The following is a 26824-nucleotide window of genomic DNA, read 5'->3' as shown; positions in this document are numbered from 1 at the left end:
ATGTCTGCAAGCGATCTCAACGACCTTCTCAATACCCCGAAGCTGTTTCTTTTCCTACCAGCAGTCAACCACACACTGCTAGTAGCCACGACAACCCGGAGCTATGAGTTTGTTCTCTGTCTGGTGGCCGTCGCTTCATCAGCTGTTGTTTATAATATACTGGACGGGATTCCCGTTGGTCAGGCCGACAAAGTCGGTCTCTCGACGACAGCAATGTTTGTATCTGGTGGTATCGCCTGGCTTGTGACGTTAGGATTCAGCCTTCTCAGACTCAAAGACGCCTTTTCTCAACAGTGGATACTCCACGAGGTGCTATTCTTTGGGACGGTTGGGTTTGTTTTCGTCGTTCTAAGTCACCTCTTTTTGCTGACTGAGGATGAATATGAGAACGTCCTCTGATCTGGAACAAAGGAGTCCGCGAGTTCGTCCTCACTCGAGGAGTTGGACGCCCTCCATCGAACGGTTCGTCTGCCGTGTTTCTGGTGACAGTCGCAGCGAACGTCGTCCCGCTCGTCAGTGTGTTCTACCTCGGACGGAGCGCACAAACGTTTGCGGTCGTCTACGCGATCGAACAGGTCGTCTCCGTCCCGTTCGCCGGGGTGAAAGCGCTGTTCGCACGCCGCCCGCCAAACTACGACGAGCTGAAGCGCTCTAGCGAGGACGACCCGCTCAAGTCCGACGAGCGGGACGGGGTCACCGTCGGACCAAGCAACCTCACCCGCCGTCGCGGGAGCGTCGCGGTCGTTGACCCTCTCCCGCCGATCTACCCCTGAACGTCCCGTTCGTCGTGCGGGCGTTCGGGGCTGCCGTGGCGCTCGTCGGGATGTTCCTCTTCGTGTTGGGCCGGTTCGTCGACGTGCCGGCGAGTGTCGTCTTCTTAGTCATCTCCCACGTCGGCGTCGTCAACCGCGAGTACTTCCGGAAGCGACGCCATGAGACGAGCACTCCCCGAGACGTGGTTGCGAGCGCGACGACCGAGGCTGGGCTGGCCGTGGTGGTACTCATGTTCGTGATTGTCGGCGGCCCGTTCGGCGTCGTCGCCCTCAGATCAGCGTGGCAGTAGGCGCTCCCGGCCGCCTGAGCCGATGTTGACGATAGGCGGAATGGGAGCCCTGATTCAGGAAGGGACGTCAGCGGCGCTGTCAGACACACTGTGGTACTCGTCGAGGAGGATAGACGTTCAGGGACTCTCTGTATATTTATTACCTACAATCTCTTACAGTCGACTACAAACAGATATTCTCATGCCTATCGACCTCCGAACACACGACTCTTCCGACGACATCCATATCGATCCGAGTACAAACAAGGCTGCGATTATCCAACTTCTCTATACGAACCCAAACTACGGGTTCACGCCCTCCGAAATCCACGACCGACTCGATAACATCCCAAAAGGAAGTATCACTGGTACGCTCACCCGTCTGTTCAACGACGGCGACATCGGCAAGACCGCTGACGGCTACTACCACGCCCTCGAGAACCGTGACGATCTCCGGCGATTCGCCCGTGACCTCGTTCAAGTCCGGGATCTCACTGCCCGCTACGACGATGACTTTTCTCCTGCCGACATCGAGCAAATGGATGAAGGATGCCCGAGCGGCGCACAGTCCGAGATCAGACAGTACAGTTGTGTCAACGACGAACCGGCACCCGAAGACTGGATCGCGAGTACCGACGATTCCGAACAGGCGTAGCGACCCGCTATATCCGGGTATTTTCAGGGAGATCTCGTCTTCAGAGTCGACCCAGACGGGAGCGCATACGAACTACGTCCTGTCGTCGCCACCTCGGATGCTGACCGGCCCTACCTAGCAGAGGAAGCGACCATCGTTAGTCTCAGCACGAAGGTCGACGAGCGGTACAGCCACTTGACGTTAGTTCTCACGAACGACGTCATCGACAATGCTCACCTCAAGGAGACCACGTACGCCCTCCCCGTGAGCGACCTCGTAATCTTACATTGGCTAAACACCAACTGTACTGGATGCCTTACAAACTAGTCGCGAGGGTGACTGTCACCGGGAATGTCGAAGGGCTGTTACCGATAGCGTTTGTCACCATAGACGAGATACATCGGCCAGGACACTACGGGGGCTCGCTGCTTGCGTACGCACCAGTCGGCTTTCTCGTAGTCGCGGCCGGTGCCGTGGAGCTAGCGATCGCTGGCGGCGCCGTCGCAGTCGCCGGAGCAATGATCCCCGACTGGGACCAACGTGTACCGTTTGTCCGCCACCGTGGGCCAACGCATACCGTGTGGTTCGCACTTCTTGTCGGTACCATTCTCGGCGTCGCTGGGGCTCTCGTCGGGAGTAGTGTGGGTGTCGGCGGTGCCATCGCGCTCGGCGGTTTCGGATTCGTGGTCGGCGCCATAATCGTTATTGGACACCTTCTCGCGGATGTCCTCACGCCGATGGGTATTCGTCCGTTCGAACCGCTCCGAGACGACACGTACACGCTTGATATCGCGAAGGCAGCGAATCCTCTCGCGAATTATGCGCTCCTCGCTCTCGGGGCCGTCACCTCGGTGATCGCGTTCCTTACCGGCAGTGTTGTTGCTGGTGCCCTTGGCTTCTGAACAGCAGGTGAAGCCCTCACGACACATTCAAGCTGGCGTATAGAGATTCCCGCAGTACGCTGTGAACTACCGAGGGTGAACTGTTCTCGGGTACAGCAGTTCAGTCACTCGCCGTGGTCAATATACTTAGCTTCCCATTCAGCCCGCGCTTTGATTTCTCTGGTGCCTCGGCGAGTGGTAGTGTATTCGTTGGTTCGTCGATCGCGCTGACTTTTTTCAATGAGTCCCTTCTCAACGAGTGTATCGAGATTTGGATAGAGCCGACCATGATGGATCTCTTTTTCGTAGTAATCTTCGAGCTCGTCTTTGATCGCGAGCCCGTGTGGGTCCTCAAGCCCTGCAATAACATACAGGAGATCGCGCTGAAAGCCAGTGAGATCGTACATCGTTCTCGTTTCGAGTTATATTCATGAAATACTATCGATTTCTGGTATATCAGCAGCATCGAACCATCTGGTGGGAGACTGTTGTATTTGGTACAGGCGTGAACTACGCGATTGGAGACAGAAGAGTTCGATAGACAACAGACGTATCAACTCGTCACGAGCGTGGTGGAATCCGAATTTCGTCACCAACCTCATACAGATAGCCCTTCAGGAGTAACTGTTCGATAATATCGCGCGCATCAGCAGGCCTGATTGCCTGTTCTGCCAAGTATGTGATCGCCATCTCACGGGTAAGCTGATCGGTATCGCCCAGCTCCTCGAGATACGCCTCAAGATGATCGAGGACATCTTCTTCAGCTGGTACGATGGGCCGCCGCGAATTCGCCATTGCCAGTACCTATGAAACGCAGACGGTAGGATATTGGGGTCATCGCCAGACCCCCATCCCCACACCGTTTTTCCAGTGTTTATCGTGCTAACGATTCGCAGAGACACCACACCGATTTTCCAGTGTTCTCACCAGATTTCACTATTCATGGACCCCCCACACCGGTTTTCCAGTGTTCTTCGAACCTTTATCTGTCTTCCTCGCGTAGTGACATGTGGACTATTCACATGAAACTCGCATTGATCGGGGTTGGACAGGCGGGCGGGAAGGTGGTCGGCGAGTTCTTGGCCTACGACGCACGGACGGGTGCGGATATTGTTCGTGGAGCGATCGCCGTCAACACGGCAAAAGCAGATCTTCAAGGCATAGACCACCTCTCGACAGACCGCCGAATCCTGATCGGACAGTCGCGAGTGAAGGGCCACGGTGTGGGCGCCGATAACGAACTGGGCGCGGAGGTTGCCGAAGAAGATATCGGCGAGATCCTCGGAGCGCTTGACTCGGTACCAATCCACGAGATCGACGCGTTCCTCGTTGTCGCAGGGCTCGGTGGCGGGACCGGATCAGGTGGGGCGCCCGTGATCGCCAAGAACCTCAAACAGATCTACACCGAACCCGTGTACGGGCTCGGAATTCTCCCCGGCAGCGATGAGGGTGGGATCTACACGCTGAACGCCGCCCGATCGCTCAAAACGTTCGTCGACGAGGTGGATAACCTCATGCTGTTCGACAACGATGCGTGGCGCAGCTCTGGCGAGTCCGTTGAGGAAGGGTTCGACGCGATCAACGAGGAGCTCGTCCAGCGGTTCGGCGTGCTCTTCAGTGCGGGTGAAGTGGTCAAGGGAAGCGACGTCGCCGAGAGTGTGGTTGACTCCTCGGAGATCATCAACACGCTCAAAGGTGGCGGGATTTCCTCGCTCGGCTACGCCGACGTCGCGGTGGACGAGCCAGAGCGGAAGGGGTTGCTCTCGCGGCTCCGCGGTGATTCCGATGACGGGATCGACAGTACAGAGGCTACTAATCGGATTACGAGTCTCGTTCGGAAGGCGACCCTTGGTCGACTTACGCTCCCGTGTGAGGTGAACGGCACCGAGCGGGCACTGCTCGTTATCGCCGGCCCACCGGCCTATCTCAATCGAAAGGGAATCGAGCACGGTCGCAAGTGGCTCGAAGAACAGACCGGGTCAATGGAAGTCCGCGGTGGGGACTATCCACGACGTAGGGGAGGAACGGTCGCAGCGCTCGTGTTGCTCGGCGGTGTGACGAACGTTCCACGGGTGAAAGAGCTTCAGCAAGTCGCGATCGAAGCACAACAGAATATCGGTGAGATCACCGGCGAAAGCGAGGACAAGTTCTCGGAGCTGATGGATAGCGACGGGGAACTAGAGTCGCTGTTTTGAGGCTGTAGTTGACTCGCTTCATTGCCTCCGCTGGGAGGTTCTCAAGTTCTTCCAAGAGCTTGTGCTACGAGGGGTACTCGCGAATCACGGTCAAGCCCCCCAAAGCAATACTTTCACTCCGCTCGCCCGAACTATAAGTCACAGAGCGCGTAATCCGAGGTGAGGGAGCAGAGCTGGCTCGACTGCGACGACCGGATCAGCTCCAAAACAGTGTCACACGCTCCCTCTCCCCCAAAAAGAGCGAATGACCTCTAATAATCCAGAGGCAGTCCGTGGCACCTGCTCGTTCTGCGGTGAGAGAGTTACCGACCGACACGCGATCATCCACTATGAAACAGCCGGCGGTGAACCGGGTATATGGGCCGAATACCCCGACTGTGGCGAGATCGTCGATCCCATCAATGCTCAGTAAACAGTTCATCCAGCAGATCGTCAGCCTCGAGCCGTCATCGATAACGCACCACGAGTGCCGTCACTATGGATACAGCGTGGAGAAGGATGTCGAAGAATGTCCACAGTGTGGCTCTCACGAGATTTCGGCCTACAATCTTGAGTAGCTCCCGCGTTATCGCATGTTAAGACAAGAAGGGATTACGCTCTGTGAGTTCGGACTAACTCTTTGAGCTCCGATCTACTGAGAGGTTCAATCTCACCACGGTCACCATTATCGGTGTAGAAGATCGAAGCAGAGACCGACCGATCTGGATATTGGTCGACGACAACGTGGTAGTAGATACTGAGTTGCTTCGTATACTCCTCTTCGGCGTGAGTCGAGAGATCGGTCTTGTAGTCGACGATGTCAACGTGGTCAGGAGTAACGTGGAGCAGGTCGATGATCCCACCGATCGTCACTTCCTCGTCGTCGACGGTCAGCGGGAGGAACGCATCGATTTCGGCGATCTTCTCGCCGTCGAGTGACTCCAAGAAGTCCCGTACGTTCTCCTTATCGGAGTTGTCACCGGTGTCGACAGTCTCACCAAGCACATACCGCTCTGCGAACTCGTGGACCTCCGATCCGAATTCCATCCCTCGACCACCGGTATCCCCTTCGAAAACGGCATCATCGATGAACGTATGCGGAGAGTAGCTTGCTGGCCCATCAGGATCCGGAATGTCAACGGTAAACGGTGATGACTCGTTATCTACTGCGCTGAAGGACGACAGATCCGGGTCGACTGTTTCGATATTAACGGGGAGTTCATCAAGGAACACATTTGGATTCTCACCGCCGGTTAGAATGACGTGGCTCTCAGCACGCGTAATAGCCACGTAGAGCAGTCGGCGTTCCTCATCGTAGTTCTGAGGGAGACACTTATTGAGAACGTCTGACTGCCAGTTGTGGTAGACGTGTGGGACATCGTGAGCCTCTTCAGAGTACACCTTCCGCTGTCGGAGTCCGATTGGATCTGTGTACGCGATATCGCTCCCGCTGCCACCAGTTGATGGGAACTTGTTCGTGTTCATATTCGCGAGGATGACAATCGGATATTCGAGCCCTTTCGTTGCGTGGATGGTCTGAACAGTCACCGCATTCATCCCCGCACCAGCGTCAACCTCATCGGTGCTGCCGTCTTCAATCGCGGCTTCGATAAACTGGATGAGCTCTCCACGAGTGAACGTTGTCGTCCCGTGAACCGACTGAATCGTGTCAAGTACAACGTCCGCGGTTGGACCACTCTGGTCGTACCGATCGAACACGCGACGGGCGACACCCCCGAATGTCTCCATCTCTCGAAGGGTTTCACGGAAGGCAACCATCTCTTCAGGGTACGTCCCGCGATCGGTGATCGCTTTCACCTCGTCGATCGTGTATCCGGCCTCTTCTAAGACGAGTGCCCAACCACGGTCGGCGTCACGTTCGAGGATGCGGAGCCACGCTAACAGCAACTTCGCAGCATCGGTTCTGAAGACCTCGATCCCTCCCTCGTAGGCCATCGGCAGGTTGTATTCGCTTGCCGTGTCGAGTATGTCCCGTCCGAAATCGCGGGTTCGGGTCAATACGGCGATATCACCGTACTTCGGCGCGCGGTACTCACCATCGTCACCCTCAACGGCGTAGTCATCGTTGTCGACGATGTCGTCGATTTTCGCGAGAATCGCCTCGTGTTCATCCTCACTTGTGAGCGCCTCGATACGGCTCTCGTCATGGTCTGTGTCCGCCTTCAACCGTGTGACCGCCTCGGAGATGGCCTCAACATCGAGTAACTCACTGTTCGTCGCACGAGCCGTCAGCGCCTGTGTCGAGAACCGCAGGATAGATTGGGTTGACCGGTAGTTCCGTGTCAGTTGTTTGCTGGTAGCCGCCGTCGTCGGGAACGTGACGCGATCTGCGTCCCGGTTCAGCTCTTCGGCGAACCGCTGGAGTCGATCGTCGAACTCACGGATGTTATCGACGTCGGCGTATTGGAAGCTGTAGATGCTTTGCTTCCAGTCACCGACCACACAGATATTCTCTGTGCCGGCCAGAAGAAGCATGAGTTTGAACTGGATCTCACTGGAGTCCTGGAACTCGTCGACCATCACATACTCGTACCCCAGTCGCTCTCGAAGATCGTGGTCTTCACACAGAAGGACGAACGCAAACAGCTGAAGGAACCCGAAGTTCAGGTAGTTCCGTCGAAGCGCAAACTCAAGGTAGGCGTGATACACATCGTGGACGAACTGCTTGAGTGCTGTTCGATCGTCCTCAAAAACGCGTCCGGCGACATCCGCTGGAATCTGTTTGCCGTTCCCGCGAAGCTCCCACTGCTCTGGGGCCTCCGGAAGGTAGGTTTTCTCTGTCCCGTAGTCGTTGAGCTTCTCGCGGAGCTTCGACTGCTTGCTTCCACCGTTTCGAGGCGCATTCAGATCGGTAAACAGCGTCTCGAATGCCTCAAAGTCACCGTCAAGGTGTGACTCGCCGTCGCGGTACCACCCGTTTGCGGTCGGAAACACACCCTTCGCAGACAGTTCTTTGATGAGATCGAGCAGTTCTGTCGTCTCCGAGATCGCGGTGAAGAACTCATCGTACTCCGGGTGTGAATCAATGAACTGGCCGATAAATTCACGAAACAGTGCCTGTTCGATGATGTCGTCTTCGATAATTCGGGTTGAGCCGGTGATCGTCTCCTCAACCCCGAGGTGTGTCGGAGCATCATGGCCGTGTTCGTCGAGAATATCGTGTGCCAACGAGTGGAACGTCTGGATCGGGGCATTCGAAAGTTCCCGCATTCCATACTCGCTGTTCCGCACGATCCGTTCTCGCATTTCCGCAGCTGCGTTGTTCGTGAACGTCACCAACAGGACATCAGACGGATCGATCCCGTCCTTATCGACGATGTTCGCATATCGTCGGGTGACGGTGAAGGTCTTCCCGGTGCCAGCACCAGCGTCGACGAGATACAGGCCGTCGGTTGACTCAATAAGGTCGCGTTGCTCCGGGTTTGGCGTAACGTCGCTCATTGGTCACCCTCCAAGAGCAAATCACGATTATCCACCCGTCGGTAATTCGGCTCGCCGGCAAGACCCTCGATAGGGAAGGACTCATCGCCAGTCCGACGCCGGTTGAGCTCTGTCAATCGCTCCTCGACGAACGACTCGAATGCATCAAAATCAGGTTCGAAGAACGCGCCCTTCTGCTGCCGAGCAATCTCTCGCATGACCTGTTTACTCCCCGTCTTAACGTACTTGTACTCGCCAATTTCTGATTCAAGCCGCTTAATCATTGTCTGGCCGAACGCTGATTCGATGAGTTCGTCGCTATCTGTCGTCTCAACGAGCGGTGCGGCATCAAAGACGGCAGCGTACGTCTGATAGTCAATCTTCGAGAGGATCTTCTGGCACTTGTTTGCTCCCTCCTCACGAAGGTACTCGAAGAACGATTCAGTTTGGACGTGTTCAGTAAGCGATTCAGGATAGTATGTTATCGTGGTCAGTGCGTCATCGAGAGTACCATCGCCAGCGATCATGTCGTCGACGAGCTCGGTAACATAGAAGAACGTGAATGAGAGCTGCTCAGCAGGCGTTTGTGACCGCCAATAGGTTAGATACAACAATGCCTGAAAGTCAGGTTCGTCTGTCGGCTCGTCGATCGCAGCGTCTTTGACTATCGAATTAGCGCTGTTTTCACTGCCGCTTTTGTAATCAAGCAGTTCGGTTTCCGACTGGACGAGGTCAATCATCCCGTTGATGCCCAAACTGTCGTCAGTGAACCGGCGCTCAGTCACAGGAGAGTCAATGTCGTGACCGAAGTGAGCGGCAACGGTGTTCTCACCTTTGCTGGCGGGTGTAAGGAATGCCCCATCCGGCGGGGGGTTTTCCTCGAGATACGAGACAATTGTTTCGAGGCTTGCACGGTACTCGGTACGGCGCGTCTGTTCGTCGACAGAACGGACGAGCGGGCGGACCTCATCTAGCATGAGATCGACAACCTTCGTGAGTGCCGCATCATCGATGACAGCTGGGTGGTTGACATAGAATTCCGCAAAATTATGGAGTAAGTTGCCCTCTGTGAGATAATCCTTCTCTGGGCCGTCGACGATCCGGCTAAAGTAGTAGTCCCGCGGAGAGTTCACGTAGGTGTTGAGACTCGACTTACTGATCGTCTCGACGGGCTTGGAGTCCACATCAACGGGCTCTGTGTCGAATACAGCCCCGTCGTGTGGTTCGGAATGTGTGTGGTGAGTAGTCGATGACAAGTCGGAGAAGGATTCGTACTCTTCTTCGAGGAGCTCTTCGAAGTACAGACACGGAGTGACAGCGGCCCCACCAGTCGAATCTTGAACAAGATAGTGTTGCTGGCTGCCGCTCTGTAACAGCAACTGGAAGCTCTTGATATTCCGCGTAAACTGAGCATCCTGATCAACCCACGGGCGACGTGGTGCCGAGTGTGTCCACCGCTCGTCGAGACCTAAGTAGAAGACAACCTCTCGACCGACGTATGATGCCGACTTCGCATCGGCGAGCAGTACACCTTCATTGTCTCGGTCGACAGGCACCTCATACGTCTGGAGATAGAACGATAATTCATCGAGCCGGGCTTCTGTGACGGACTCGTCGGCGATGCCAAGCGTCTCCAACTCCTCTTGAAAGCCAGCAAGCGTCTCATCGGCGCGGTTTTCAAACGTGGAGAGCGCGTCCGAAAACGTGTACTGCTGAATATCGTGGCTGAACTCAATTAGCCACGACAATTCGCCATCGTCCAGTTCATGGAGACGCTTCTCTGAATCACGGTCGGCAACAGCACAGTCGAATGCTGTCAACAGCGATCGAATCTCGCTTATTCGAGTATCGGTCCCTCGGTGGGCAGTTCGGAGGAAGTGGAGGAACAACCGATGTTCACCACGATCGATAAAGCCTGGACCACCGAAGAACGGAATGTCAGCTGCTTCGAGCGCAGACTCGATGAGCGGCGAGTACTCACTTCCTTGATCGAGTACGATCCCGACATTCTCCGCGTTCGCTTCAGTGATTGAATTGACGACCGTTTCGACGATCGCTGTTGGTGAGTTATGAATACGGAACGCTGGTAACTCGAATTCGCGATCAGTGAAGAGGCTAACAGTGTCGTACGCAGCAGGCAGATACGCTTGTTCGAGCTGGGTAAGCATCTCCGGTTCGACAACCACCACGTCGAGATCCGGATCGATAGTCTCGTTTGTGAGCTTCATTGAGGCAGTTTCGAGTTCTGCGATGCGCTCAACTGCTCGTTCGGTGGCGTCGTCGAGATAGGCATCGTACTCGAAAATCGCATCGTGTGTCCCCTGGTGTTCCCAACACTGGAGGATATTACCGACCGCGTAAGCACACCGTTTCCACGAGATGTCCTCGTTGGCTATCATACCGAGGAACGCAAGCCGGTCCTCGGATTCTTGCCGGCGACCGACCGCAAGCCGACGTGGCGGGATCGCGAATGGACCGAGGTGTGGCCGATCGAGTTGGCGGTTAAGCGCGCTCGCGAGTGGCCCGTCCGGGACAATCACCCGATCGTACGATTTCACTTCTTCGTAGAGTTGACGAGATGATTTCGCGCGGGGAAATGGCACAACAGAAGAAGTCGGCGGTGTCGGTTAAATCTTTGTTAGAATATCATAAATTCTGATAACCAACATACCCTGATATCTCGGCCATAGCTATGCCTATCCGCGGTCAGGTCGATGAAATGACGAGTGCGAGAGACAATCTACGCTTGTACTGATTGTGGCAATTATGCTCCAGAGCCACTGATAAAGGCCCCAATACAGATCAGTAGATCCACTCTGGTATTCACCCCGCACGTACTAGCTAGTATTAACCAACAGCAAGATGGACTGCTTGGTCTGTTGGTTAAGGCTAGACGACCCGATTTTAATTATTCGGCAGTTGTCCCAGGTTCTTGCCACAAGAAAGGTCTAAAACACGTCTGCCGTATCCTCACATACAGTGAACGTCCCACGGGATGAACTCTTAACGCAATTGCGGATGCTCGAATCACATGAATTCGAGAAGCTGATTGCGGATATCTGGGAGTACATGGGGTGGGACACAACCATCACAGACCGATCCAGAGACGGTGGTATCGACGTGATTGCCAGAAAGAATCTCCCGTTCGCTCAAAAGCAACTCATCCAAACGAAACGGTACGCTAAGGGCAACAAGATCGGTGTTCCGGATGTCCAGCAGTACAGCAGCCTGTATCTGGACAAGAGCCCAGATCGTGACGTCGACGCCGATGTTGTCGCCCTGGTGACGACAAGCAGTTTGACCCGTCCCGCACGCAAGAAGGCAGCCGAATACAATCTCCGCATTGTCGATGGCGAAACGCTGACGCAGATGATCGTAGACTGGGACCTATCGGAGACCATTTCCGACTATATCGAGCCCGACACCGAGTCTGACCCGTCGTTTCACGATGATATCGATAGATCCGTTGAGGCGTATGAAGGCTCACGCAATTGGAATATGGTCAAAGACTTCAACCAGATGGCGGAGACATCTCCTGAGGATATGAAGCTGACCGTCACGGTTGACGACACTGTGGCGTACACCCTGTTCCACGGGCGGTCCCACCAGAACAACCTTGAGGAACGACGGAACATTCATTATCTCGATGTCGATGGAGAGCAACTTGACCAGCTAAAGTACATCGCAGACGATCTCGGGATGCGGTTCTTAGGGGGCAATAGAGATCATGAATGGAAAATCTACGACAAGGGTAATGGGCCGATAGATCCCCATCGAACGGTCGAAATCGGAATGCGAATTCTAAACACCATCTTCGGATCTGCGTTTGGAGACGCCGAGATGGAAGTCGCTGTAGGCAACAGGTAGAGAGTTTGTGATACCCATATTGGGTGAAAAATGTATACTATCTTCTCGTCTAGGAAGACAGGGGGTACCATCAATTGTCGCTTGGTTCCGACAGTCAGGTCGTTCTGAGATGATCTTCAACTGGTTCATACACCTCACCCTTCGTCCGGAGTTTCTGAAGCTCACTGTCTACTTGACCTTGATCCAGACCGATGTGAGTCGCGTGAGCGTATATCTCGTCAATAGGTGCACCTTGCCTGTGGTCGTTCTCTATCTCCGCGATGAGCTCCTTGAGGTTCTGGGGACTGTGCTCCTGTACCTCCGAGGTGTCCGTTTCAACTACGTCTGCGTCGAACTGTCCTGTGTCGGGATCGACACCGATGTCTTTGAGACACGACTCGACAATCCTCGTCGCGCGCTCCGCATCCTCGCCCTCGACCGTCTCTGAGAGTCGTATTCGGGCGCTCGCTTCTGAGAGACGCACCAGTGCTTCCAATTTTCGGGCTGTAACTGGTACTGGGGCATCCTCGTCAGCTCCCTTCGAGCGAAGATCAACGTAGAACTCCGTGATGTGGTCTTTTGCTTCGTCTGTCAGCACCGGATGGAGCCGACGAGCGGTTGCGATATGTTTCTGGATAGTCTGAGAATCTACCGGGGCATCAACGGACTCAGCTGGGTCAGGATCTTCACCAGCCTCTCGTAATTCTCCCACCTGGTTGATGTCCAGTACGTGGTCCGCGGTGTGCTCATCTATCTCCGGGTTGGGATTGTCGGTGACTGTGAATACGAGGTCAAAGAGCGTAAGTGAGTGGTTATCCACGTCCAGTTGGTCCCCGATCGGCTCATATTGGTCGAATCTACCGTACTTGGGGGAGCCGGCAGCGAGTACACCCACTCGGGTATCGACGGATTCGTGGATAGATGCCTTCGAAATCGTGATTTGCTGCTGTTCCATCGGCTCGGTGAGCGCACCCATTACGTCGTCGTCGAGATCATCGAGATTGTCAATTACCGCAAGGCCGCGGTCAGCGATCGGGAGTGCCCCCGCCTTCAACTCCCACGGACCATCTTGTCCACCCGTCCGAGCCGCAGCCGCTGTTACTCCAGCTCTCGACGTTTCGGCCCCGTTGCTATACGTTGACCGTGGAGAGACTCGTGCTGCAGAACGGAGGATCCGACTCAACCCGATACCCGGATCACTTACTAATAGAATATGGGGATTCCCCCGGATCGTCTCACCCTCCTCGGTCTCCTTCTGGACACCGCTGAACAACTGAAGCAGGATTGCGAGTTTCTCGGTCTCCAGACCGTAGATCGACGGAGCGAGAGAATCCTGAAGTGCCGTGAATATCTCTCCATTGTCGATCAGCTCCCGGATCTGCTGTTCCTCATCGCCTCGTAGCTGAAGGTCGAATTCGTCACTCGGCGTTATCGAGAGGCCGTCGACGTAGAGATCAACGAGATTCTTGTTGCCACCGTCCATCTGCTCTGCACGGAGCATTCCGACCACCGTAACGTGGTCTCCAGCCGTAACGTCGCCACACAGATCGTCGATGAGATCAATCTCGATCGACTGCGGCGTTTCACCCGTCCCATCGCCCTTCGGTGGCTCTTGGACGCGTAGCTTCTGAGAATCGATCATCTCGGACTGGTCCACGTTAAGCCTGAACGGTCCCCGCTGTTCGCACCCTTGACACACTTCGGGCTCTTGATAGTCGCGATCGCTTTGAGGGATGTACGTCAGTGTGCCACATCGCTGGCACTCGAAGGCAGCCTCCGTGATTTTCGGTCGGACGTCGGTTGCCTTTCGGACAACACCTCGGAATGAGATGAGTTCACCAACATGGTCGTCATGGACTCGAATATCGCTAATACCGATGTTCTCTGGGAGGTCCGTAACTCGAACGTGTGCCCCATAGAGGCTCACATCGGCCGGGAGATCGTAGAGCCGGAGGGCTTCCTCTGCGTACTCCCGCATCGCATCCGGTTTCGCACGGAAGTCTTCTGCCAAGTCCGGGTCAAATCGATAGAGATCGTCGTAAGAGAGATACAGCGATCGCTGATCGTCAGGGTAGTTCTGTGCGAGGGCTCCAACCTCCTCGCGGTAAAAGTTCTGGTAGAAATCTATGAACTGGTCCGTTAGATCCTGAGAAGGCATGGAAAGATCCACACGGACTGGGGTAATCAAGGTGGCGCGCGGCGGGTGTTACTCTCTCTGTGGCACCGCCTGCTCTCTGACGACCTATCTTGTACAACTATACTTTCCACTCTTCCTCAGTATGAGGAAGTACCCACCGAGAAACGCGAAGGTGTGGAGGCCCGGACCGAGCGTGACCTGCTTGTAATATTACCTTATGTAACATAGCATATTCTGACCTGGATGGTATGATACATGAGGAATTGACTACGAGCGCTGTGTGGACAAAATCGAAAACGCCCGTTGCGGGTCTGTTGTGCTACCGAGTGGGAGGAATTAGCGCAATAATCACGAGCAAATTCCTGCTAAACTCAGAGTCGGCCAAAATGGTTAACACACATTGAGATAGGACTCAATATCCTCAATTGGGTAACCATCTCGGACGAACTGTTTGTACTCCTCAAACGCGTCGTCGCGACCAGCGGGGAGGATCACCGACTCTGTTGAAACACTCAGTAGATGACATTTTCTTGGAGACGTGCTGAATACAGAGCGCGAATCAGTCGCACATCAGTGGCGTATACCTCTACGCCGGAGGTACCCATACATCCTGTAGGATTTTGTGCGCCTCTGCCATAACCTGGGCGCGGCGTTCATTATCAGCATGCTGTGCTTCTCGAAGCATTTGCAACACACGGTCAATCTCTTGTTGACTCTCTTCTGGTGCGGACTGAATCTTTTCCAGTTCCTCAATCGCAACGTAAAAACACGAATCGCGGAGCGTCACTCCTTGACCTGCACTATCCGGCTCATCGTAGCCGGTCGATCCGGGTTGAGCGCTCCCTTCACGTGTCATATCTATCGCCTCTGCAAGGTGCGTATTATCTGTAACATCATCTCCACTTACGTAATCCATACCTGCTTGTTGGTATGAATGGTAATTAACACTTGTTGAGGCGAATACATCGCCTCAGAACGTGAGGGAGGTACTGAATATATCCTCTGTATCTCGCGTGCCGGTCCTATCAGATCCTAAGGATTTCAACAGAGCCGAATATATTTATGAGATCTCTGAATGTCGGGTAAGAGGCTCCGATACCTCTCTGAATTCGGATTAAGGAGCTACATTTGACTTACTCTAGGTTCCCTACATTTATGATATCTTGCTATCTTGTTAGCCTATGATTGTTTCTCGTGCCCGAGTACAGTATTTCCGCTCCATCGTGGATACAGACTGGGTTGAATTACAGTCAGACATTACTACGCTGCTGGGAAAAAACGAGAGTGGAAAAAGTTCGTTTCTTAAAGCATTAGAGGCCGTTTCGCATGATGAGCCATTCAAGGAGCGCGACCAGAATTACAACCAAAGTCCCGACGAGACTCCTTTCGAAATGGTCCGTGTTGAACTCATCTCGGAGAGAGATACTGATTCGATAGAAGTGGGTCCATTGGAGTTCGACGAGCCGATCCACGTTGTGAAGCTATCAAACGGCGATCGACGAGTTGAGTCAGGTTCTGGGGAGGCGATGATATCTCGTAGTGCTCAAAAAAGAGTCCTGAGAAAGAATGTAGAAGAGGCATGGCAAGTTCTGAATAACCTAAGAAACCAGAACACCGGGAACTTCCGGAAACGCTACGACCAGAACGTTCAGCAGAACATAAAGAATATCAGAAACAATGGAGAGGACAATTCTCTCCAGTGGAATTTGAATCAGTGTGAGAATGCGATCTCCGGTCTGGATACTCTCCCAGAAATCGATACCGGAGAAAGCACTCAGTCGATTGAAGAGATAAAGACAGGTCTGAAAGAGGCTTATTCAGAAGCTGAGGCTGTTTCCGATTTCGATGTGTCGTCGATACTACCTTCCATAGTCTACCACGACGAATTTGACCGAATTACGGACACAACAAATATTAACGCCTTAGACCAGGCCGAGAACCGAACCTTCCGGAACCTGCTGGAGCTCGCGGAAATTGACTACGAGGATTTTGATGATAAGGAGGACTTAGCACAGATGCGTGAACTTCGGACGGCAGGGACTGATGTGTCGGGCGAAGTCAATTCTATTTGGGATCAAAAATCCGTTGACGTATCGATCACCAACCGCAAGAACAAGTTCTTGGTCCAAATCGCAGATAGCTCCCTGAAAGGAGGGAAATCTGGGGAGGATGTCCAGCGAGATCTTGTTCCTCCGTCGAGTAGGAGCGAGGGCTTCCAATGGTTCTTCTCGTTCTATACGAACCTCAGCGCGGAGACTAATGGTGAAGATGGAGATAAACTGATCTTACTGGACGATCCAGCTGTCGTGCTTCACCCAGAGGGCAAGAAAAATTGGCTCGATGCGATCGAACAGATGGCTGACAATGCTCAATTCGTCTATTCTTCCCACTCCCCGTTCTTAATCCGGAAGGAACACCCCGAAAGAATCAGACTCGTCGAAGACTTACCCGAACAGGGGACGAAGATCACACGCGATTGGGCAGAGGGGGATTCGATGGCACTGAAACCACTTCGAAACGCCTTGGGAATTGGACTGGGAGACTCGCCGTTCGCCTCAAAGAGGCAGATCTTGGTTGAGGGCGTGACGGATTATTATATTTTCACTGCGCTGAATAACTATCTCAAATCGGTCGGAATGAATTTCATAGACTCTGACGAAGTGTCGATTATGCCGACCAACGGCGCGCCAAATATGCCGAATGCGGCGAAGTGGGTGGCATCTGAGGATTTTTCATATGTTATCTTACTAGATAATGACCAAGCCGGGAAAGATGCCAAAGAGGAAATCATTGAACAGCATCAAGAGATCGATCCTGAGAGAATCGTCCTACTTGAACTCGATGACGAGAGGCCTGAGTTCCGGATTGAGTTGGAGGATCTGTTTTCCACGGAATTCTATGTAGAATCGGTCAACAGGTCCTATTCAGAGAAGTTTACGGGCGAATTTTCCGAGATATCGCTCGAACACGACGAGAGTGAGAATATATACCATCTCAATGAGGTGGAGTACAAGGGCAGAAAAATCACGTCCAAATTGGAAGAAGTACTCAGTAATCAGGGAATGGGTAATTTTGATAAAGTACTTGTTGCTAATGAAGTACAAGACCGGTTGAACAGCGGAGATGTTGACGAGTCAGACATCACAGCGTTCCTTCCTATCTTTGAAAAAATTCGGAAGCTCACCTAAAACACGATCACGTGGCGGTGACAGAGGATGTCGGTATTTTTCTTGACATCACCAGGGTGGCCGTGCTGTTGGCCGCACTCGTTGCTGTACCTGTACTTTTGTTCGAGAACGAATCAGGGTCCGACTGATAGACTCACGGTCTGTATCTCGCACGCCGATCCTATCAGCTCTTAAGGATTCCAACAAAACTACTTATTCAGCAAATGAATTACGGACATGATCCACGAGATTCCTCTCTCCAAATGCAGGAATGAACTCCTCTGAGAGTGTTTTTCGATCAGCAGCTCTTCCCAGTTCAACATCTCCATCAATTGTTTCTGCTCTAATCGCTTCGCGTTCGACAATACTGGAGAGATCCACTTTTGGGGTGGCTTCTTTGATTTCTCCAGTAGCAAGGTGTTTCATCCAAAGGGTCCACCGGAGTCCATCAGTGCCAATCCCTACGAGATACTTTTGATCGATATCGCGGAGGTATTTACAGAATGTATCCTCCTCGAGGTACTGGCGAATATCGGCTGTAGCGTCTTGTTTCGACCCCCGTACTAATTCACGGTTTGCTGCTTTCGCTTCCACGAGACATACCAACGAGTCATCGACATTCTTCAGCAGATAATCCGGTTGTCGAGGTTCCACCTTACGATACGTTATTGGTCGGCGAATGAAGTGTGCGCCACCCGCGCTGTACTCCTCGGATGTCGGACTCCGGAATCCGAGCCCGTGAAGAACCGGCTCGATCAAGTACTGTTCAGTAAATACTTCGGGTTGCTGTTCAACCCGAGCTCCAGGAAGTGTCCCTGGATTTCGGAGGATATCTGCTAATTGACCTCCTTCGTTGAGTTCCCGGAACTTTTGCGCAAACATCTCCATTTGAAGACGAACTCGCTCAGCAATCTGGTAATCTGGGTGGAGGGTAGGATGTAAGTCGGCGTCGTCAGCCATATGATTCGTGTCGGACGTATCGTTGATGTATCTGTTTGTTGGTTCAGACGAATCTCCAATTTGCCCGCAAGGGTTTCAACAAGGTCACAAAAATCGTTTTATAATTTTGGCAGGCCTCGAAATCCCCCACTCCATCACAGGGAATACGGCAAATACAGCTTGAACACCGAACCCGATTACTCGATCACAGTCAGGAAGTCGTCTAAATAACCCTGTATCTTCTCTCTGTTCTCCTCGTCAATATCATACATATCGAACACCGCAGTATTCAACTTCTCCTTCTGCTCCTCAATTTCAGCATCTAAGGAATCAACCTCGGATGCCAGCCGATCATACTCATCTACAAACTCATCCAGATCCCGTGGAAGCCTCAAATCATCCAAGTCATCACCGATAAACCTGCCCTCATCAAACACATCCTCAAACATCTCCAAGAACGACTTAAGATTCTCAGCATCTGTATTACTGTACATCTCCACGATGAAACTCTGATTCAACTGGAGAGTTGAACCATCGACCTCAGTATTCAACGAACTAAGAGAATACCTGCTGTGCTCCTTCACCGTCTTCCGAATATGATCTCGGAAAGGAATTAGCTTATCCGACTCCTGATAATGACTGAACAAATTCTCTTTCCGAACCGCTTTCCGGTGCTTCTCCGTATGAAGACTGTGTAACTCCTCCGAGCACCCAACTATCTCCTCCTGCTCCTTATCACTCGGAATATAGATCGGTAAGTGCTGAAGATACTCGGCTGGAGCATCAATCTCCGGAGCGTGTCGGAAAGCCTTGTGCTCATAATAGGCCTTGTAGTAGAAGTCCAGAAGATCACTATTCAATACCCCACACACATACTGATGATTGAACAGATTCGAGCGATCACTGAACTCATCAAACCCGTTACTTTCCTTAAGCAGCAGGAAATATATCCTCCGCTTCAAGAATCTCTTTCCCTTATCTGGGCCGTCAACAACAAATGACAGACTCGGAGCCGTGTACCGCCAAGCCACCACCTTCTCGTTCAGAATTACATCTGCCTTGTTCGTAGACATCTCTACGCTATCCGGATCACTCTCGAACTCGCTTTTCAAACGGTCATAATCCACGTAATCGCTGTGCTCACCCTCATATTCAAGAATAAACTCGTCAATATCACCGCCGGTCAATACCGGGGCAGAACCTGGATCCGACTTATCCGCCTCGTACGGCCTAATATCACTGGAACCGCCTCCACGAGTAACAATCCTGCCGTCGTCATTCAACTGGGTGATATCCTCAAGACGGACACAGTCATCAGGATTCTCTATATCCAAGACGACATCCCACAACTCATCTTGGATCTGTGTATTCAGGACCTGCTCATTACTCCAGTCACTGCGCTTCTCCACAAACCGCGACTGCGAAATAGTGTACGTTGAATAAGCATCCTCGTTCTCAATATGCTTGTACTCCTCCTTCTTGGCCTCAAAGTCCTCTGAGAAATCATAGTCAGGCTCATCGGCATCCATCAACTCGGACGCCACAAAGTCAAGAGCAGGAGACCACGTACGCTGCTCCCAACTTCCCTTCATAAACACCTTAGCTACGTCGATTTCGTTGTCTAATCGCTCCTCTTCATCCTCCGTTTTTGTCATCACGATGAGCAGCGGGAAGACGTCGACATCGAAACCGAAGATCTTGGAACGCGTGAGATCAACAACAAGATCAATCTTCGCATTATCCAGCATATACTGTCTAATCTTCTGAGAAGGACGATTCACCAAGATACGGTCGGAAATGACAAAAGCCACTTTTCCACCCTCCTCAGCCCAGTCAAGAGCCTGCTCCACAAATCCTACGTAGATATCAGGCCCGTTCTCACCGAACGTTTCGTGAAGCTCCTGGTAGCTACCGGTAATACCGCTCTGATTGTGATACCGGATATACGGCGGATTACCCATTACCAGCGAGTAATCATCCTGCTTCGAACGGATAATCTGGTCCAGGTGTTCAGGATCCTTCTCCCGCGCTCTGTAGAACCGATCAGGATTCAGCGACTCATCATTAGTCGTCAGCAACGAATCAGTCTCATAAACCGGGAACTCGGGAAGCTCCAAGTGATCTTCAGTACCGGTAGTAACAGCGCTATCATCCGCACTATCTCGCTTCTCTCTGATTAAATGAATCAGTAAGTTGGACTGAGCAAGCTGTACAGCGAACGGGTCAATATCGAATCCTCGCAGCTTTTCGTTTATATTGCTTACAACTCTTTTGACCGTATCCGCACTTCCAAGATCCCGCCCAGCCTCCTTCTCCGCCTGAATATACCGCTTGAAGAACTCCAGCAGAAACGTCCCGCTGCCACAAGCCGGATCAATAACCGGTTTATTCCGCTGCCTAAGCTTTCGATTCTGCTTCGTATAACCTGTAAAATCTAGCAGGAAGTTCACTACCTCGGGAGGAGTATAGAAACTGCCAAGACGCTCACGCTTCTCGTTGTCCAAGCACTTCTGATACATATCTCCGAAGATATCCCGGTCAATATTCCGGAAGTTATAGTTGTCAAATCGCCGTAGAACCGTCTTCAAAACATTCTCATCATAATGGTACCAATCGTGAGGCGTATCCCGCTTAAACAGCGGATTATAGACTTCACGGGCCTGTTTAGAAGCAGATTCCAAAGGCTCAGTATACCTATTTCCGCGTTTCAACTTCACTTTCTCATCGAACATCTTGATAAATCCGTCACTGATGAGCTGGCCGATAATCCCTAAATCCTCAAAGATACGGATAATCAGCAAACGATTATACAGCAAGTTCAAGGTCTGTAGCTGGAATGTTTCCTCCAGATCATCCTGATCTGACTGAGAGGCCTCCTCGTAATTCACACCTCGAAGCTCAAGCCAGTGCTGCCACTTCTTATTCCAGTTTCTTGCCAACCGATACTCGTGCTCCAACGAGTTGAGATCCTTTTTAATCCCGCGAATTTCGTCAATAAAGTCTCCAACAAGCTCGATTAACGGCTCTGGGGTAACGTCTTTCGGGGAATCATCAAAGTGTTCAACGTAGTCAAAATACGGATCCTCAGAGGCCTTTCTAATCGCCTCCCTGTAAATATCGTAGTCACGATACCCAAGATACGTTTCAAACGTCTCTTTACGCTCCTCGATAAGGTCACTCCGCTCTTCCTCGTACTCCTCAAACCGGCTCCTGTACGTTTCGAACTTTTCCTCAATAGAGGGAAGTAAGTCCTCATTCAACGCCAAATTAGAGGCCTCAATAAACTCGGCAAAGATGTGATCTTCAGAGATATCCCGCTGGCTTGGCTCCTCATTCCAAACACCGCCGTAAATATTGGTCAACTGGTTCTGTAGATCAGCAACATCAGACTCCACACCCGAATCGTTTGGATCTTCAAAAACCTCCAGTAGATCAACTTCAAACTCCGTCTCAGACTTGCTGTAAACGTCACGGAGGTGGATCCAGCGCCCATCAGTCACCAGGATATACTTCAGCCTGAGACTCTCGTTGTACCCAATACACTGATCGATTCCTTCTTTCAGTTTGTAACGCTCATCGTCCGAGCTGTGATCATCGTCCCAAGGTGCTTTGAACTCTCCTACAATCCGGGTGATTCCGCTGTGATCATCCCAGATAAAGTCCGGTCTATCATCCTCATTGATCCACTCCTCGTAATTCGCGTTCTCTAACCCCAAAATTTGGAGAACCTGAACTCCGTAATTCTTCGCCGCAGTCTCTTCGTTGTACTCGGCGTCACGGACTTTAGAAGGAAGATCATCTGGGAGCTGCTCCTTAATCTCCTCAGTAAGCTCGCTCATTTGAACTACTGTCTTCTGTGTCGGAGGGCCTACTGAAACTTGTGCCTCAACTCACGGTTATCCTGTAATCGCCCACATTATTACATAGAAGAGCGAAACAACGAACAACAGGGAAGTCTGGGGCCTCTACATATAATGGTCAAAATCGTTAATATCATCGCTTCAGGGACTCTAAACACGGAAATCGATCTCTCACAGTTAGCCAGCGATATAGAATCTAAGGCAGAATACGACCCCGACAACTACCCAGGCCTGTATCTTCGATTCGGGGAAGAGGATCCGCTAGTGACAGTTTACCGCACAGGGAAATACATCACCACCGGATCAACGAGTAAGGAAGAAGTCCACGAGATAAGAGAACGATTCCTGAACCTTCTCTCTGATATGGGAGTAGTCAGTACAGACATCGATGACAACTATCAAATACAGAACTATGTCTGCACCGGAGAACTGGATCGGCAACTCAACCTGAACGCCTTAGCCATCGGATTAGGCCTTGAGAACACAGAATACGAACCCGAACAATTCCCCGGCCTCATCTACAGACCTACAGAAGCACCTTGCGTCGCACTGCTATTCGCCTCCGGAAGAGTCGTCATCACAGGAAGCCCTTCACTCAAAACAGCCGAAGACACCTTCCAGCAAATCTCACAGCGCATAGCAAAACTGCTCTAATCGCACATAATAATTGCTTGTAGGCCTCTGGAACATAGTTATTCGAAAGGATCCTCATTCAGCGTCGAGGGATGAACGAGGACATCCTCTAACCCGTAAGTATCCAGAACATCATCAACCAGAGATACCAGCCAATCCCCTTCCACCGGCGAAATATACACTTCCTCAATCAACTCTGAGGCATCCACAGTAACAGGTTTCCCTGTCGAGGACTCCTTAGCAACACTATCCGCGAAGTCTTCATCAATACGGACACCGTCGGGCGACTCAAAATCAGAGATTACTCCACGGAACTCCGACTCCGGCTCAAAGCTCTCCCGCTTAAAGAAAAACGGGGAAACCCTGTTCACCGTGATCTCCGCAGTATTCGAGTAATTAATATACTCCACTTGCCCACTCACTGCGTCCACACCGCTATCTAAGGCCTGTTCAAAACGGGACGCAGTCGTCTTCAACGCCACCTCCTTCCCCTTCGGCTGATACACCTGCCACATCGCAGCAGTCTCCTCAGAGGCCTCATGCCAACAACTGACATAAGTCGAATATCGCAAGGCATCGTAGAACGCCCGGACAAAATCTTCCGGGTCAGAAACCCGGTCAGAAACTCCATCAGCAATCTCTCTCAACTTGGCAGGCGGCAAAGCACCCTCATAGGAATCAAAGAAACCTGCAGCACGGCAAAACCAGAGAGCCTCATTCTCCAAGATAGAGACGAACTGTGTGAAATCGATGTACCTCCACAACTCAGTATCTGACGCCGGTTGAGCAGGCTCCCACTCCTCATCGGGGAAGATATTGTTCATTAAAGCGGACTCACCAGCTCTTGTCGCACCTGTTAACCGGATCATCCATAAATTATAACATATTCGACCCGTACCATTGAGTAGAGGCCTACCGTGAGCAAAGACGGTCAAAACCAGCAACACACACAGACTGTATTTTCGAGGTTCACCCGTCTTGAGTCAGAACTGGACTGTCTGCTCCTAGCTGTGAAGAATATGCTCGCGGACTACCGCGAGTTCCACCCCGAATTCCCTATCAACCCCGGAGAAGACGCTGACGACGACGAAGACCAAAAAAAAGCTGCCAAAGACGAACTAAAAACACTGGCTGGCCACCGATCCCGCTTCGGCGGAAACTTCTCGCAACTGGAGGCCCGACTGAACGGGAGACTCGACGAGACCTCTTTTGAAGCACACACTGCAACCCAGATGGATCTCGACGGCTTGGACGATATTTTAAATACAGAAACCGCTTCGCTGCCACTGGTCGAACTCGACCCCAAATACTTCGGCAAAATCGACGAATACGATGTCCAATCCGGGCAATTCGGAGCCAGCGAAACACCGATTCTGATCCCGATCCAAGTCGAAGACGACATCGTCATTTATTGGGATCCCCTAGCCGATTACTACGACAACGGCACCGCCGATCCAGTGGAAATGACCCTTAGCGAAACCACGTTCCTCCGCCTTTGGAGCCGCGCCGAACGTGCCCGCTGGACCCTTTGGATCGACGGACAGGAGCAGAAGAAGATGGCCGAGTTCACGGACACAGATCAATGAGTATCCAAGAAACCAGAATCAGTGATGAAGCCCTGACATTCCCAGAAGGTACGGGAGAAGTGAGTGTAAAGAACCGCATCGAAGGTCACCTTCGCTACCACTACAGTAGAAGGCTGTTCGTTCAAGACGTTGAGGAATCCGATGACGGATACTATGTGAAAGTCGGCATCGCGTACCCACGCGACGTTTCAGACTGCCGCAAAAAAGACAACGTCATGAAAATGGTGAACATCGGGGATGTCAAAACACTGTACGCCTCCCCTATGGATGAAGGCTACTACCGGATGAAGCTTCCAGAACGAAGTGACCTCTACGCCGCTTTCAAAGAACGCCACAAAGACATCCTCACCCGGTTAGACTGGTCGATGGCCCGCGCGATCTACAGCAAGGTCTACGAACTCACGCCTGTCCGGAACCAGTTGAACTCGGTCATCGAGATAGTCGACTTCATCCGCCACGAAGCACCTGACTCCGTCCGAAGACTGGAAAACGCCCAGACCACCTCCAACACGAGAGACTACCTCGACGTCTTCGAGGAACTGGGCTATGTCCGTATCGAGGACGGGACGATGTACCAAGGTCCGAAAATGGAATCCGCAGATATGCAGGGCCTCCAAGAAGAGGATATCATCGGGGACATCATCGACGAAGGCTACTACCTGCTCCGGCAGAAACTGGGCCTGGCGATGCTGAACCACTTCCCAAAGTTCGCCAACGCCTACTACCTCAGCGCCCTCCGCCGCAGCGACCCAGAGCTGCACCTAAGTGTCGAAGATATCGCTGAGAACCTACAGGCCGAGTACCAGGACGACACCACGGACACCTGGAAACTCGGACGAAAACTGGACTCACTACACGATGTTGGCGTCCTGAAATTCCAGGATAAAGAAGTCACAAGCCGAGAAGACGTCTACAACAGCGTCGAACCTAACATCCCCTCTCTCGGATAACTGATTAATTCAGATCGCTCTTGTGTAGAACATTGTTGGTGGTACGCCTTCTGGCGATTTATCTGTGGCCGGAATCAACAATCTGGTCTTACAGAACAACAGCGAGACCCGCTAAACAAGGGGAACTGTAGGTCCGACTCAATCTACGAACCCGTCACCAACAATCTGCTTCACAAGAGTGTAAACAATAGCACCTCCCCTGTCGCCATGGACTACCAGACAGGCCAAGAGACTTCGACAAAGAGCAATTCTATGGCGGAAGCCCGAGGGATACATCGGATTGTATCTCAACGCGTAGAGCTGCGTATCTCTTGACGAGAAGATGACCTAGTCAGAGAATCGGTTTCGCTCTGTAAACGCGAAACTCCGGAATGCTCTAATCAAAATCCCGGAATAATAGGGAGAGACGTTCGGCGTATCCTCAATCCTGTTCTAAGTTGTGAGTTGGCAGGTCGATCAGCACATCAGGATCACAGTCAAACGGACTCGGTAGTTCATCAACGAACGCTCTCACAAATCCTGTTGTTCCCGATTCGATAATAACCTCATCATCAGCGTGTACCGTCTCACCGTCCTCGTTCTCGTAGGTTGTGGGGACGAGGACAGGGACGCCCTCGTTAAGATACTCCTTCGAGACCTCGCGCAATGCGTTGCTCTCCGTGTTGAGGTTCCCATCCGTATCAACCGTCCCGACGACTTCACCTTGCTCGTGATTGAGTATCTCGACTTCTACGACCTCATGGTCGTCACCCTTCGCGTGCTCTTCTGCCGCCTCTGCGATCGCCCGTCCGAAATCTTCCTCCATCCACCGCGCAATCTCGGCAGAGTCAGCATCAGGCGGGGGGCGTTCCGGTCGGTTTGAGTCGTCCATGATAGTGAATTACTCTTAATTGGATTTAATGATCGGCGATGCTTTCCTCTGTATCGAGCGCCCACAGCGCCATATCAAGGGTGCGGAGACTCACGTCGTACTCGTTAGCGAGTGCCCAACACGTACCGAGGTACATCAGATACTCTTCAACGGAAGGATCGTCTGAAAGTTCCTGCGGGAGATAGCCCGTCTCATGTAGCACACGCCATGCGCGATCGTCGATTACTGTGAACCGCTCGGGGTTAATGAACAAGAGAATGGCTGACGCGACAGGGACACCGACCCCACTCAACGACGTTAGTGACTCAACCTTCGCTCGAATATTCGACTCCTGAACTGCTCGTTCGATGTTGTCTCGAATATCTGCGTTGTCATTGTTGTGAAAATACCTGAGAACCGGTTTCTCAAACGCTTTACCAACTTTCCACTCGATTATCCACTCTACGTCTTCCTGTGTCCATGTCCCTTCTTCGAACGCAGTGGGCAACGCTTCGAGCTGTGTGATCTCATCTTCATACAAGTCTTCGGCCTCCGCGTACAGCGTCTCTTTTTGTTCGAGTACACGCCGGCTCAAATCCATTACTTCGTTGGAATTTCTCTACTGACTTAGCATTAACCACGGTTTCAGTCGATCACGTCCACTGAGACTACGTATTGAGATAG

At 52.2% G+C, this 26824-nt stretch carries 20 protein-coding genes and 1 pseudogene; 10 read left to right on the top strand and 11 right to left on the bottom strand.

Annotated features, from left to right (window positions below; all coding sequences use genetic code 11):
- The 4 genes and pseudogenes from QOL69_RS05640 to QOL69_RS05620 all read left to right on the top strand — a co-directional run bounded on the left by QOL69_RS05640 (position 1) and on the right by QOL69_RS05620 (position 2578).
- A complete protein-coding gene (locus tag QOL69_RS05640) occupies positions 1-399 on the top strand; it encodes a hypothetical protein (protein ID WP_283402374.1) in 399 nt (132 codons plus the stop codon).
- 74 nt (positions 400-473) lie between these two features.
- Positions 474-1033 (top strand): annotated as a pseudogene (locus QOL69_RS17295) (DUF6498-containing protein); the annotation flags it as partial.
- Between the two features lie 211 nt (positions 1034-1244).
- A complete protein-coding gene (locus QOL69_RS05625; RefSeq protein WP_283402371.1) occupies positions 1245-1697 on the top strand; it encodes a MarR family transcriptional regulator in 453 nt (150 codons plus the stop codon).
- A gap of 374 nt (positions 1698-2071) precedes the next feature.
- On the top strand, positions 2072-2578 hold the full coding sequence (locus QOL69_RS05620) for a metal-dependent hydrolase (protein ID WP_283404212.1): 507 nt from the start codon (positions 2072-2074) through the stop codon (positions 2576-2578).
- Between the two features lie 104 nt (positions 2579-2682).
- Here QOL69_RS05620 and QOL69_RS05615 read toward each other — a convergent pair whose 3' ends face one another.
- Both QOL69_RS05615 and QOL69_RS05610 read right to left on the bottom strand, forming a co-directional pair.
- Entirely contained in the window at positions 2683-2964 is a 282-nt protein-coding gene (locus QOL69_RS05615; protein ID WP_283402370.1) for a helix-turn-helix transcriptional regulator, read from the bottom strand.
- 154 nt (positions 2965-3118) lie between these two features.
- On the bottom strand, positions 3119-3352 hold the full coding sequence (locus tag QOL69_RS05610; RefSeq protein WP_283402369.1) for a hypothetical protein: 234 nt from the start codon (positions 3350-3352) through the stop codon (positions 3119-3121).
- 227 nt (positions 3353-3579) lie between these two features.
- Here QOL69_RS05610 and QOL69_RS05605 point away from each other — a divergent pair, with 227 nt between their 5' ends.
- Complete coding sequence (locus tag QOL69_RS05605) at positions 3580-4752, top strand: tubulin/FtsZ family protein (RefSeq protein ID WP_283402368.1); 1173 nt, start codon at positions 3580-3582, stop codon at positions 4750-4752.
- Positions 4753-5343: 591 nt separating this feature from the next.
- On the opposite strand, the gene QOL69_RS05600 is transcribed toward QOL69_RS05605, so the two are convergent.
- Positions 5344-8193: a UvrD-helicase domain-containing protein gene (locus QOL69_RS05600; protein WP_283402367.1), complete on the bottom strand. Its 2850-nt coding sequence runs from the start codon at positions 8191-8193 to the stop codon at positions 5344-5346.
- A complete protein-coding gene (locus QOL69_RS05595; protein ID WP_283402366.1) occupies positions 8190-10571 on the bottom strand; it encodes a PD-(D/E)XK nuclease family protein in 2382 nt (793 codons plus the stop codon). Before QOL69_RS05595 ends, QOL69_RS05600 begins: the two co-directional genes overlap by 4 nt.
- A 580-nt stretch (positions 10572-11151) precedes the next feature.
- Between QOL69_RS05595 and QOL69_RS05590 the strand changes: the two genes are divergently transcribed.
- Complete coding sequence (locus QOL69_RS05590) at positions 11152-12039, top strand: restriction endonuclease (RefSeq protein WP_283402365.1); 888 nt, start codon at positions 11152-11154, stop codon at positions 12037-12039.
- A 94-nt stretch (positions 12040-12133) separates the two neighbouring features.
- Here QOL69_RS05590 and QOL69_RS05585 read toward each other — a convergent pair whose 3' ends face one another.
- The gene (locus QOL69_RS05585) at positions 12134-14176 is read right to left on the bottom strand and encodes a minichromosome maintenance protein MCM (RefSeq protein WP_283402364.1); all 2043 of its coding nucleotides are present in this window, start codon (positions 14174-14176) and stop codon (positions 12134-12136) included.
- A gap of 565 nt (positions 14177-14741) precedes the next feature.
- On the bottom strand, positions 14742-15071 hold the full coding sequence (locus QOL69_RS05580) for a hypothetical protein (protein WP_283402363.1): 330 nt from the start codon (positions 15069-15071) through the stop codon (positions 14742-14744).
- 265 nt (positions 15072-15336) lie between these two features.
- Here QOL69_RS05580 and QOL69_RS05575 point away from each other — a divergent pair, with 265 nt between their 5' ends.
- Entirely contained in the window at positions 15337-17343 is a 2007-nt protein-coding gene (locus QOL69_RS05575) for an AAA family ATPase (protein WP_283402362.1), read from the top strand.
- A gap of 192 nt (positions 17344-17535) precedes the next feature.
- Here the strand turns inward: QOL69_RS05575 and QOL69_RS05570 are convergent, their stop codons facing one another.
- Both QOL69_RS05570 and QOL69_RS05565 read right to left on the bottom strand, forming a co-directional pair.
- The gene (locus QOL69_RS05570) at positions 17536-18282 is read right to left on the bottom strand and encodes a hypothetical protein (protein WP_283402361.1); all 747 of its coding nucleotides are present in this window, start codon (positions 18280-18282) and stop codon (positions 17536-17538) included.
- A 176-nt stretch (positions 18283-18458) separates the two neighbouring features.
- Positions 18459-22100 carry an N-6 DNA methylase family protein gene (locus QOL69_RS05565; protein ID WP_283402360.1) on the bottom strand — a complete coding sequence of 1214 codons (3642 nt, stop codon included), beginning with the start codon at positions 22098-22100 and terminating at the stop codon, positions 18459-18461.
- A gap of 135 nt (positions 22101-22235) precedes the next feature.
- Between QOL69_RS05565 and QOL69_RS05560 the strand changes: the two genes are divergently transcribed.
- On the top strand, positions 22236-22775 hold the full coding sequence (locus QOL69_RS05560; protein ID WP_283402359.1) for a TATA-box-binding protein: 540 nt from the start codon (positions 22236-22238) through the stop codon (positions 22773-22775).
- A gap of 38 nt (positions 22776-22813) precedes the next feature.
- Here QOL69_RS05560 and QOL69_RS05555 read toward each other — a convergent pair whose 3' ends face one another.
- Complete coding sequence (locus tag QOL69_RS05555; protein WP_283402358.1) at positions 22814-23578, bottom strand: hypothetical protein; 765 nt, start codon at positions 23576-23578, stop codon at positions 22814-22816.
- Positions 23579-23671: 93 nt separating this feature from the next.
- Between QOL69_RS05555 and QOL69_RS05550 the strand changes: the two genes are divergently transcribed.
- Positions 23672-24340 (top strand): hypothetical protein, encoded by a 669-nt coding sequence (locus QOL69_RS05550; protein WP_283402357.1) that lies wholly within the window; start codon positions 23672-23674, stop codon positions 24338-24340.
- Complete coding sequence (locus QOL69_RS05545; protein WP_283402356.1) at positions 24337-25290, top strand: hypothetical protein; 954 nt, start codon at positions 24337-24339, stop codon at positions 25288-25290. Before QOL69_RS05550 ends, QOL69_RS05545 begins: the two co-directional genes overlap by 4 nt.
- A gap of 421 nt (positions 25291-25711) precedes the next feature.
- Here QOL69_RS05545 and QOL69_RS05540 read toward each other — a convergent pair whose 3' ends face one another.
- Positions 25712-26161: a hypothetical protein gene (locus tag QOL69_RS05540; RefSeq protein WP_283402355.1), complete on the bottom strand. Its 450-nt coding sequence runs from the start codon at positions 26159-26161 to the stop codon at positions 25712-25714.
- A 25-nt stretch (positions 26162-26186) separates the two neighbouring features.
- Complete coding sequence (locus QOL69_RS05535; RefSeq protein WP_283402354.1) at positions 26187-26741, bottom strand: hypothetical protein; 555 nt, start codon at positions 26739-26741, stop codon at positions 26187-26189.
- Positions 26742-26824: the final 83 nt, after the last annotated feature.

This window comes from Halorubrum sp. DM2, assembly GCF_901686465.1.
GTDB lineage: Archaea > Halobacteriota > Halobacteria > Halobacteriales > Haloferacaceae > Halorubrum.
This window is presented reverse-complemented; position numbering and strand designations above follow the sequence as displayed.